Here is an 11,763-nt window from a genome sequence, read left to right on the forward strand (position 1 = left end):
GCGAAAACTGGTGTAACTTTCAAAAAGGCCTTTTTTATTCAGCGCTGTTAAATCCGGGTGAGATGAACGCTTTACTATACACTTCTTCAAAGCAGAACTGGTTGTTGAGGTACAAACTTCACCATATTCCTTTCTGGGCCCTGTATCACTTTACCTGGTGGACGGTTGCCCTGGGTAATCCGATGAAAGCTTTTGCAGCAATATTCTTCACCGCGTCTATTTTGAAGTTCTTATTCTATGTGATATTTCAGGCGCTGGCAGTTTATTTTAACCTTTATTACCTTATCCCGAAGTACCTTGAAAAAGGCAGGTTTACACAATACATGGTCTTCTTGTTACTGACGACTATTGGTGTGTCTGTGCTCATCATTCCCGGATATTACCTGAGCGCTTATCTTGCAGGGCAAACCATGCAGGAAGCTTATGGTCCGAATGGCGATTGTTTCTATGGATATCTGGGAACATCGTTACCCTCCACACTGGCGGCCATGACACTGGCGATGAGCATTAAGTTGGGAAAGAACTGGTTACAAACACAACGGAAGCAACAGTTGCTGGAGAAGGAAAAACTGGAAACGGAATTGAACTTCCTGAAGCATCAGTTTAATCCGCATTTCCTCTTTAATACGATCAATTCCATTTTCTTCCTGATCCACAAGAATCCTGATATGGCCTCTGCTTCGCTGGCGAAATTCTCAGAGCTGTTAAGATACCAGTTGTATGAATGCAATGACAAGCAGATCCTTTTGTCCAGGGAGATCTCATACATGGAAAACTCCATAGAACTGGAAAGACTAAGACAGAATGACAATGTGGAAGTGACGCTGGACATCGACCAGGAAAACAGCAGCCAATGGGGAATAGCGCCATTCATCCTGATGACATTCGTGGAGAATGCATTTAAGCATGTTTCAAAGCATGCGGATAAACCCAACTGGATCAGGATGCACCTGGAACAGGAAGGAGAGCGGCTGTACTTTACTGTGTCAAACAGCACATCAGATATGGCCAGCAATGATATTGTGCATTATGGTGGTATTGGTCTGAAGAATGTGCAACGCAGGCTGGACCTGATCTATCCCGGTCAGTACAGCCTCGACATACAGCATCACAACGACAGATTTGACGTCAGCCTGCAGCTGCATCTGACCGCATTGGAACTGTCGCAACCCTTGCAAAAAATAGCCTGAAAATAATCCTGAATATAACAACACCTCGTATGAAGATGAATTGTGTAATTATTGATGATGAGCCGCTAGCCAGGGAAGGTCTTTCTAACTATGTCAGAGAGGTTGATTTCCTTCATCTTGTCGACACCTGTACCAACCCGGTTGAGTTGATCAAATTATTGGACCAGCATCCGGTTGACCTAATCTTCCTGGATATACAGATGCCGAAAATGAACGGACTGGATTTTCTGAAGATCGTCCAGAAACCACCTATGGTGATCATTACAACGGCATTTCCCAGTTATGCACTGGAGGGATTTCAATTGAATGTGATGGATTATTTATTAAAACCGATCACTTTTGATCGTTTCTTCAAAGCGGCCAACAAGGCAAAAGAATACTATCAGCTGTTGCATAAAACTGCCTCATCCGACACGCATAAAATAGAGAAGGAAGAAGACTATTTTTTCATCAAGTGCGGCAGTAAATATGAGAAGATCTATTTCAATGATATCCTCTATGTGCAGGGAATGCAGAATTATGTGACGATCTATACACGTAAGGGGAAATACATGACATTACTGTATCTGAAGAACCTGGAAGAGAACCTGGATAAAAAGGCGTTCATACGGGTACATAAATCCTATATCGTTTCTATTGATAAAATAGAAGGCATTGAGGGGAATGAGATCTTCATTCAATCAAACAAGATACCCATCAGCAGGAACTATCATGATATTGTTATTGAGCAGGTGGTAAAGAATAAGCTGTGGGATAAGATTAAATTCTCCTGATATTCTTGTTACCCAAAGTAGCTTTGGTCTCAACATAATGGAATGTCGGTCGGCGCCTAAAATTTCACCGCGCTGCTATTTATTAAGAGACCGCCGCAGCGTTGGTTCAGATAGAGATTGCGGGCCATAGCCCTTGAGAGCGTCCATACGCTTGATGGGAGGTTAATAAATATTCTATTGCCAAACACGTTTGATAAAGCCTCATAGTAAGGACTCGAGAGGGGTACAGCCCGCGATCCTATCTGAAAACCAACGCCAGAAGGTCGGCGCATAACCACTGTTAGTCCAGAATCGCGTAATAGCAAACGTTCGTTATCTTTAGACGCCTGTCTTTTCCAACCTGACTTCCGGTGCATGTTGCTCAGCATGCAGGTCATGTTTAGCCAAAGGCAAAGACCTAATCCGTTTACCGGTAGCTGCAAATATTGCATTTGTGATAGCTGGCATTATCTGCCCGACAGCTGCCTCACCTATACCACCAGGCTTTTCATTGCTGGGCATAATAAATGTTTCAATCCCCGGCGTTTCATTCATGCGCAGTACTTTATAATCCAGGAAACCACTTTGCTGAACCCGACCTGCTTTAAATGTGATCTCGCTATACATAGTAGTAGAAAGACCGTAAAGAATATTGCTGTCCATCTGTGCGATGACGCCATCAGGATTTACAACAGTGCCGCAGTCAATCACACAGGTTACTTTATGCACCTTGAGAGGCATGTCTTTCATAACAGCAACTTCCGCCACCACGCCAGCGTAGCTGCCTACCGCTTCAAATACGGCGATACCCCGTCCATGACCAGCGGGCAATGGTTGTCCCCAATTACTTTTTTCTGCAAGCATTTCCAATACTTTCAGGTGTCGGGGAGCATCTCTGTACAACATCCGGCGGTATTCCACCGGGTCTTTTTTAACAGCATAGGCCAGTTCATCTATCAGGCTTTCCATAGCGAAGATGGTGTGGCTCAATCCTACAGCTCTCCAGTTATCCACCGAAATGGGCCATACGGGAGTATTCAGTTCTATCCGCTGGTCGGGGATACTTTTGACGTATTCCACGGTGTGCATGCCTTCGATGGAAAACTGGTCCACGCCATTGATCACAGCTACTTTTTCGAATGGTCCGCCAGTCATAACTGATTGTCCGACGCTGATCTGTTTCCAGGCGATAGGGGCTCCGGCGCTGTCCAATCCTATTTTGAAACGGTGCAGGAATGCGGGGCGGTACATGCCACCCTGTATATCGTCTTCGCGTGTCCAGACGGTCTTTACGAGCTTGCCGGAAGCTTTGGCTACTTCAACGGCTTCACGTACAAAGTCTGAGCGTGTGATATTTCTTCTTCCAAAAGAGCCGCCCAGGAATTGATTATGGATAAATACGTTGTCAATGGGCAGGCCTGTGATATCTGATGCTGCTTTCTGATCGTCTGTTACGGTCTGAGTACCAGTCCAGATCTCACATTTGTCGGCAGTTAGTTGTACGGTACAATTCAGCGGCTCCATGGGCGCGTGTGCGAGGAAGGGCTGGAAGTATTCAGCCTCCACGACATGGGCTGCTTTCGGGAATACGTTTTCAGGATTGCCGGTGTTGGTGGCTACGAGACCGCCTTCATCGGCGCGTTGCCTGAATTCGGACAGGAGAGTGGCGCTGTTGATACGGACAGCCTGTCCCAGTTCCCAGTCAATTTTCAGTGCCTCACGCCCCTTTTTAGCGGCCCAGAAATTATCTGCCAGTACGGCTACGCCAGTGGGAACAACCACAACCTGGCGAACACCGGGGATGGCCAAAGTGGCTTTGGCATTGTATGTTTTCACTTTTGCACCGGGAACTGGTCCCCGGGCAACGAGCGCCGTCAGCATACCGGGGAAATGGATGTCCATTCCAAAGATGGCTTCACCATTTACTTTAACTGGCGTGTCGAGGCGTTTGATTGGCTTCCCGATAAACTTCCAGTCAGTACGCTCTTTCAGGGTGACTTCCCTGGGCACAGGCAGTGCAGCGGCTTCTTCGGCCAGCTCGCCATAGCTGAGTTTCTTGTCGCCTGCGATGACGTATCCGTTTTCCGTCTTACAGTCTTTGACATCAGCCTGTAAGCGTTTGGCGGCGGCTTGCACCAGCATAGCACGTGCGGTGGCTCCGGCATTGCGGTAGCGGTCGAATTCAGACAGGAGGCTGGAAGAACCACCGGTACGTTGTGTCCCGTACATGGTGTGATAATACGCCAGTGCAGCAGGTGCGTCTTCGACTTTTATTTTTTGCCAGTCGGCATCCAGTTCTTCTGCAATCAGCATGGCAAGGGAGGTGGAAATGCCTTGTCCCATTTCACAGTGGGAAAGCGTGATTGTTACAGTGCCATCTGGGCCGATCCGCAAAAACGTATTAGGGGCCAGTATTTTTCCCGGGGCAGCGATAGGGGCCTGGTCAAGCAGCCGCCTTTTTCCTGCCAGCGCGGGCACTGTAAAAGCAATTATAAGGCCGCTTGTTGCAAGGGCAGTGTCTTTAATGAATTGTCTCCGGTTGAACATATGGGATGTCGTCATGGTGTTTTCTTTTTAAATGGGTCAGGGTAGGAATTGTTCACATATAAAGCAGGCAGTTGTAAAAAGCCTGAACGCTGGATTTACGACAAATATAACGGCCAGGGAATTGCAAATGTTCGGGGGAAATGTGTTGTCTTTGAATTATGCATCTTTCAGCCGGATATCGGCAATTGTTTGAAGAAAGTTCGGTGCGAATCAGGAGTATTGCATCCGGATTTTTCTGGAAGCGCCTGAATGTTTTTTTGCACTGGATCAAACGTAAAAGAAAGATCAGGAGTGAACGCAAACAGGAGAGTAAAAGGGATACTTTAGAGGAATATAATGCTAAGCAAATAATAGAGTGGTACAGCGTTATTTTGAATAACTATCTATTTAACATAATATAAATTATACGTATTATATAGAAATAAGTTAACTAGCCAGAGAGTCGTATAAATAAGCCAGGGATTGGGGTTTACGGGAGATTTAAACAGCAATAATAGGCTTTAATTTTGGAACGGCTTTCAGCCATTTTGTTCATTTTATGGCCGGTTTTATGGGGCGACTATAGTCCCACTATACTCGTACCGAATACATACCCTTAGGATAGTCTTCCATTAAGCAAGTCCCCGGCTAAAACATTATGTTTATCTGAATATAACGGCTAGATTTGTGCCTTCCCGGAGAAGAAGAATTCCCGGGTTTTTCAGGAAGGAGTCCTCTCCTACATATTAAAGAAATTTAAACAATGGCGATCAGTATACTTGGCATATCCGGCAGTTTAAGAAGTTCTTCCTCAAATACGGCATTACTCAGAGCCTGTGCTGCAATGGCGCCTGCAGGGATTAAAATTACGATTTATGAAGGTCTGGATAAGCTGCCATACTTCAGTCCCGAACTGGATACGGAAGGCTCCTGGCCTGTCGATACGGTGCTCTCCCTGAGAAACCAGATCCGCGCTGCAGATGCTGTTTTATTCAGCACACCCGAATACGCTTTCGGCATACCGGGCGTGCTGAAAAATGCCCTGGACTGGCTTGTTTCCTCCGGGGAATTTACCCATAAACCCACGGGTGTGATCAGTGCTTCACCACTTGCTACCGGCGGCGATAAAGCGCATGCATCACTGACCCAAACGCTGAAAGTGATGACCGCCGATATCCAGGAAGAATATAAACTCATTATTCCTGTAGTGCGCACCAAAATGGATCAAAACGGAAATGTTACCGATCCGGAGCTGGAAAGATCATTGCTGACGCTGATCAATCACCTGGCGACTAAAATCTCCACCGTAAACCAACATTAGCGCCTAAGCCGCCGATATTGATGTACGATTTCAGGTCATTCGCAGGCTGATCATTGTGCTTGTAGGTTACTGTTGCGCCTTGCTGACTTACCGGTGTGTTTGAAGTCTGATCCAGCGTTGTTACATACTCGGTGTGCCGCTCGGCAGTCGACAGGTCATTCAGGGCACGGCGCTGTTGAGAGATCACTGAACCGTTGGCTGGATTCAGCAATGAGATCGTTTCATCATAAGCGGTGACTTCTTTCTTTTTACTTCTTACAGGAATATTCCTGTATTCCGCTTCAACAAAAATGTCAAGCTTTTTGGCCACGGGAAAAACAACACCCATTGCGCCCTGGAAACCAATCGTAACATTTGGTTTGACGGTTTCTTTCCGGTGAATACTTGTCTGCGTTAGCACAGTCTGTCCACCAACGCTCGCAGTACCGCTACGGCTGGCGTCTGTTTCGATCTTCAGATTGCCCCATAATGGTATCACCATACCGACACGGACATACGGATTAACTTTCGCAAATCCCGGACTGATCACGACACCAGGCGCAAAATCAATGGCGTCTACAAATCCGTGCGACTCAATTTTGCCGAGCGTCTGATTGCTGCCAGCCATTGTTGTGACTTCACGGGTCATCAGGTTTTTCTTGCTGCGGTAGTAGTTAAACGTTCCTTCAACAGCAATGTAACGGTTGATGTTCCAGCCGAAGGAGAGTCCTCCCCTCCCACCGGCGCCATACGATCCTGTTAATACCTTCTCTGAGACAGATGTAGATGTTTCAGTTGTGGGATTATACTCCAGGTGTTGGTCATGCGGCTGGTAACTGCCGACTTTAGGGAATTGCCCGGGAAATACACTGAAATAGTAGCCTCCGGCGATCTTTACATAAAACTTGGACGTGGGTTTAATGTTCTGTGCCTGGGTTGTGGACACAGAAAGGACAGCGCATAACGCCGCCATTAGGGCTGCTTTTGTTTTCATAACGGAATTTTTGGATAAAAAACTACGATCGATCAATGATCGATATGGGTAAAGGTACACAATTTGTATGCCCGATAACGGCAATGGAAGTATTAAAATGCTTCTGCGAGAGAAAGGTATAATCCTGATTGGCGCTGCTCGCCGGAGCGTTTTTCACCCCAGGCGTAGTCGATGCGGACAGTCAGCCTGGCGCCTTCATCGTAGAACCAGCGTACGCCCAGGCCATAGCTGGGTTTAAAGTGAGACATCGCGATATCGTGGTTGTTGAATACCGCACCGGAAGCGCCAAACGCAGCCAGCGCGAATTTAGGTTGCATATGTACAAACCAGATATTGATAGGGATCTTTGGGTCCAGGAAATAACGGTATTCCACCTGTCCGGCCAGGTAATTCTGATCTCTGTACCTGCCTGCATAGTATCCACGCATCATGAGATCGTTGCCCATTTCCGGTAGAAGGTAAAAAGGTAATCTGCTGCCCTGCAATGAGTTGAATAACCCGTTGAAACCAACAGTGCTTTTGGGGGAGATAGAAACAAAATGGCGTAGTTGCCCGTCAATCTTCCACAATTCATGTTTGCTGATAAAGCCCGGCGCATAGGAGATATTTAAGCGTACCCAGGTGCCTCTGCGTGTATAGTTCTGGTTATCCCTGTTGTCGAATATACCTGTGGCGCCAATGAAGGTAACATGGCCGCCTTCCTTGTCAACCAGCGACATATCAGGATATACACCTTTATCTTCACGTGCTTTATAGGTATCCTTCTGGTATAATAAGGAAAGTCCTGCGTAGAAGTGACCGGTTATACGACGTTCAGCCTCCAGCTGCACTTTGTAGCGCTTATTGTCAAGCAGTGTAGCGCCGGCCTTACGTGTAGTGTCTCCCAATCCGTAGAAATTGATAGGGAAGTCATGGTAACGGAGATTACTTTTAAAATGCCAGTTATTGGCATCCGTCCATATATCCGTCTTCAGATCTATTTTCAGCTGGCTCTCCGTTGTAACGGAAGGAATGAGATTGATTGTAGAATTGCGTAGGACAGGATCCTTAGAAGTGTAGAAAGAATACAACATCGCGGCTCCTATTTCCAGTCCTTTCTCAGGTGAGTAACCCAATACAGGGAGTGGGAAAAAGCTGCGTTTATGCGGTAACAGTGTGTCTACGGTTACGCCTTGTACTGTATCTTTTTGCTGCGCTGTCAGTCCCTGGCTCAATGCCAGTAGTGTTGCTGTGAAATATATGATCCTTTGCATACTCATCCGGGTTGCAAAGAAACAACTTTTATACTACTTTCTGTCACTGTGGCCCAGGCTCTTTTCAGGAGCTACTTTGTCCCTGATCATCTGCTTAACTTCTTTTATCTCAGGGAAATGCCCAAGCTCTTTCCGGTTGATCAGGGCTATGCCATCTACATAAATGATATAACTGCCATTTACTTCACTGGGCTGTAATGTAACACTGTAGATATCGTCAGCAAAGGTGGTCAGCAGTTCCTGGGCCATCCATGCAGCGCGCATTAACCATCCGCATTTAGGGCAATATTCTATTGTTACTGTCGGTTTCATCTGTATCTGATTAGTAATTTATGATATACGACTAATGTAAGATTATCCGGCCCAAAGTTTGTGAATACCTGGGAAATTTTAAATAAATGCTCCTTACATCAGTACTGTTTATGTGCCCGGAAGTTACAACGAATCACAATATTTTAGATTTCGAAAATTTGCATCCGTTTTTTCTATAATTTTAGCACAGCATTCAGGTAACCCTTAAAGATCGTTTGTGCCGACAACTAGACCATCAATGTGGATTGTCCGAACTAACTTATATACTTTTATATATCTGGTCTTGCTATGTACATTGGTTACCAACGTTTCCGCGCAGGTAAGTGAACTGGAAAAACATCCCCAAAAGGATACAGCGCGCGTTCGTTTATTAAACCAGTTAAGCCGTAGTTTCTTTCCGAAAGACGCTGCTAAAACAGCACAGTATGCCAGTGAAGCCTTAAAGTTGAGCGATAGTCTCCGTTTTAAGGCCGGAACCATGTGGGCTATCCGCAACCTTGCTCTCGCTGAGAATATCAAAGGGAACCTTGAGAAGCAGACGGACCTGACTATCAATGCGCTTAAGCTGGCAGATGAAATAAACGATGCTTATGCCCAGGGCGTGCTGAATACGGATATGGGTAATATTCTCGTAGAGCAGAACCAGCCCAGACAGGCCCTGCGCTATCAGAAAAAGGCATTGCGTATTAAACAGTCCCTGGGACAACCCGCAGAGATTGCCCGTACGTTAAACAGCATTGGCTCCAGTTACATTCGCCTGAATAAACTTGATTCTGCGCTGCACTTTCTGCTGGAATCCGAGCGGATTAAATTATCCCTGAATGATCATCCCGGATTGGCAGTCACTTATGAGAATATAGGACTGGTTTATGCGGAGAAACGGCAATATGGGATGGCGCTGCCCTATTTTGAGATCTCTGAGCAATATTACCAGGAGACGGATAATCTCAATGGCCTGGTAAAAGCCCACCTCAATATAGGCTTTGCCAAGACGATGTTGCACCGGTATGATGAAGCGGAGCAGCACCTTACCGAAGCAGCCCGGCTGAACAGCAATATCAGGAATATGAAGAATACGCTGGTCTATCATAAGAATATGGCTACGCTGGATTCGGCACGTGGTGATTATGCGGGAGCGCTGACGAATTATAAGGAATTCAGCAGGCTGAATGAAGAGTTGTTCAGCGTTGAAAAGACAAAGTTTATCGCCAATACAAAAGAGAAATACGAGTCGGAGAAGAAACAACATGAAAACAAACTGCTGCGAAAAGAACAGCAGTTACATCTAGCCACCATCAAACAGCAGCGCATCTTCGTGATATTCTGTACTATGTTGCTATTGGGGCTTTTTGTGATCACCGCAGTACTATACCTGATGTACAGACGTCAGCAGGAGCTCTATAGCCAGTTGACACATCGTAATTTACAGGTACAGCAACAGAATGAGATCATCATGGAACAGAATGCTGCACTGGAAAATGGCAGCCAGATAAAGGATAAAATATTCTCCGTTATCTCCCACGACCTGCGTTCGCCACTGGCGATCCTCGAAGGATTGCTCTTCCTGTTAAGAGATAATAAAATGTCTGAAGAACAGTTCAGACTCTTTTCCCATGAACTCTGGCGGGACATGAAAAATACAGCCTACATGATGGACAACCTCCTGCAATGGGCCAGCAGCCAGATGAAAGGCATTCATGTTACGCCAGATGATTTTGATATCAGTGCAGTCCTGAAAAGTGAATTTGAACTCCTGCAATCTCTCGCCAGACAAAAAGAAATAACACTGACACATGAACTGCAGCGCCCGATAATGGTATTTGCAGATCCTGATATGATCAGACTCGTACTCAGGAACCTGATCAGTAACGCTATTAAGTTTACACCTGCAAATGGGAGTGTTAACATTAACTATCTGCTGCTGCCTGACAGAATAGAACTGATCGTGCAGGATAATGGCCTGGGAATAGCGGCAGCAGATCAGGTGAAGGTATTCTCCAACATTTACTACTCTACCAGCGGTACCCGTAATGAAAAAGGCTGTGGATTGGGATTGCCGCTGTCGAAGGATTTCGTTGAACGGAATAATGGCAGCATATGGTTTCACAGTGCTTCCGGAAAGGGTACGAGCTTCCATTTTACATTGCCGTTGTCTGCAGAAGAAGAGAATTCAAACAGGGGGTATACTATTATTGTGAAGGATAATCATGAGCGCGTGCTGAACGATTAGATTATCCATGGGGATATCTGGGGTTATAGACACACCGCCCCGCCGTGGTTATCACCCTGTGCTACAGGCAACAGGACTCCTGCCGGAGCCCTATCATGTTTTGTTGATACGCATTGCTCTTTGGGTTTGCACCTCATCCCTGGTTGCAATTCGTGGTTAAATAAAGCAGCCCGCTTACAGCGGGCTGAATGTGTTATATGTGAAATGGCTTTGAATAAAAGCCTTACAGGTTCGCAGCGTTGAACGTATCTCCCTGCTTAATATCTCCTGTCTCGAAACCTTTCTTAAACCAGCGTACCCGCTGTTCAGAGGTACCATGTGTAAATGCATCCGGTACCACATGACCTTGTGCAGCTTTCTGCAATGCATCATCGCCTACGGCGCTTGCCGCATTGAGCGCTTCTTCTATATCGCCTGGTTCCAGTATGTTGTGTTTCTTCTGTGCATGATGCGCCCATACGCCCGCCAGGAAATCTGCCTGCAGTTCAAGCATCACAGACAATTTGTTGTATTCCCGCTCGCTGAGCTGAGAGCGCATTGCCTGCACTTTACGGCTGGTACCGAGCAGGTTTTGTACATGGTGTCCAACTTCATGCGCAATAACATAAGCCATGGCGAAGTCACCCGCTACTTTAAACCGTTGTTCCATTTCATTGAAGAAGTTCAGGTCAAGATAAACCTTCTCATCCGCAGGACAGTAAAATGGGCCCATAGCAGATTGTGCAGCACCGCAACCAGATTGGTCGTAGTCTGTGTATAACACCATACCCGGATCTTTATAATTCTTGTTCATCTGAGAAAACAGCTCCGACCATACATCTTCAGTATCTGCAAGAACGGTGGATGCAAACCGGGAGATTTCATCACTGCTACTGGTGACGGTGCGGGATTCAGATTGTTGTGCCCCACCATTGCCCTGTTGTACGGATTGTAATGCCTGCTGCGGGTCCTGGTTGAACAACAGGGCCAGCACCACGATAATAATACCACCAATACCTCCACCAATACCGATTGTTCGCATACCACCACCGCCACCGCGGCGATCCTCTACATTGTCGCTTAATCTTCTGTTTTGCCAGCGCATATTTAGATTTTTTTATATGTCGAAAGTACAGAAATTTTGATACCCTTTTACTTACAACAATTTCCCTGCCCGATTCAGCTGTAGCCCGACTCCATTTTTTTAATACCTGTTTTTTACATACA

The 11,763-nt window shown here is 46.2% G+C and carries 9 protein-coding genes; 4 read left to right on the forward strand and 5 right to left on the reverse strand.

Features of this window, described 5'->3' with window-relative positions:
- Positions 1–62 precede the first annotated feature (62 nt).
- Both BLR32_RS27115 and BLR32_RS27120 read left to right on the forward strand, forming a co-directional pair.
- A complete protein-coding gene (locus tag BLR32_RS27115) occupies positions 63–1,190 on the forward strand; it encodes a sensor histidine kinase (RefSeq protein WP_089836667.1) in 1,128 nt (375 codons plus the stop codon).
- A gap of 29 nt (positions 1,191–1,219) precedes the next feature.
- Complete coding sequence (locus BLR32_RS27120) at positions 1,220–1,963, forward strand: LytR/AlgR family response regulator transcription factor (protein WP_245705531.1); 744 nt, start codon at positions 1,220–1,222, stop codon at positions 1,961–1,963.
- 318 nt (positions 1,964–2,281) lie between these two features.
- On the opposite strand, the gene BLR32_RS27125 is transcribed toward BLR32_RS27120, so the two are convergent.
- A complete protein-coding gene (locus BLR32_RS27125; RefSeq protein WP_089836556.1) occupies positions 2,282–4,504 on the reverse strand; it encodes a xanthine dehydrogenase family protein molybdopterin-binding subunit in 2,223 nt (740 codons plus the stop codon).
- 727 nt (positions 4,505–5,231) lie between these two features.
- Between BLR32_RS27125 and BLR32_RS27135 the strand changes: the two genes are divergently transcribed.
- Positions 5,232–5,789, forward strand: a complete 558-nt coding sequence (locus BLR32_RS27135; protein ID WP_089836560.1) for an NADPH-dependent FMN reductase — start codon at positions 5,232–5,234, stop codon at positions 5,787–5,789.
- Here the strand turns inward: BLR32_RS27135 and BLR32_RS27140 are convergent.
- The 3 genes from BLR32_RS27140 to BLR32_RS27150 form a co-directional block, all read right to left on the reverse strand.
- Entirely contained in the window at positions 5,761–6,762 is a 1,002-nt protein-coding gene (locus tag BLR32_RS27140) for an outer membrane beta-barrel protein (protein WP_089836562.1), read from the reverse strand. The genes BLR32_RS27135 and BLR32_RS27140 overlap by 29 nt on opposite strands.
- Before the next feature lie 92 nt (positions 6,763–6,854).
- The gene (locus BLR32_RS27145; protein WP_143011608.1) at positions 6,855–8,015 is read right to left on the reverse strand and encodes a BamA/TamA family outer membrane protein; all 1,161 of its coding nucleotides are present in this window, start codon (positions 8,013–8,015) and stop codon (positions 6,855–6,857) included.
- 33 nt (positions 8,016–8,048) lie between these two features.
- The gene (locus BLR32_RS27150; protein WP_089836566.1) at positions 8,049–8,327 is read right to left on the reverse strand and encodes an Rdx family protein; all 279 of its coding nucleotides are present in this window, start codon (positions 8,325–8,327) and stop codon (positions 8,049–8,051) included.
- 283 nt (positions 8,328–8,610) lie between these two features.
- On the opposite strand from BLR32_RS27150, the gene BLR32_RS27155 reads away from it, so the two are divergent.
- Entirely contained in the window at positions 8,611–10,557 is a 1,947-nt protein-coding gene (locus BLR32_RS27155; RefSeq protein WP_176842450.1) for an ATP-binding protein, read from the forward strand.
- 223 nt (positions 10,558–10,780) lie between these two features.
- On the opposite strand, the gene ypfJ is transcribed toward BLR32_RS27155, so the two are convergent.
- A complete protein-coding gene (ypfJ, locus tag BLR32_RS27160) occupies positions 10,781–11,641 on the reverse strand; it encodes a KPN_02809 family neutral zinc metallopeptidase (RefSeq protein ID WP_089836570.1) in 861 nt (286 codons plus the stop codon).
- Positions 11,642–11,763: the final 122 nt, after the last annotated feature.

The organism is Chitinophaga filiformis (assembly GCF_900102545.1).
GTDB lineage: Bacteria > Bacteroidota > Bacteroidia > Chitinophagales > Chitinophagaceae > Chitinophaga > Chitinophaga filiformis.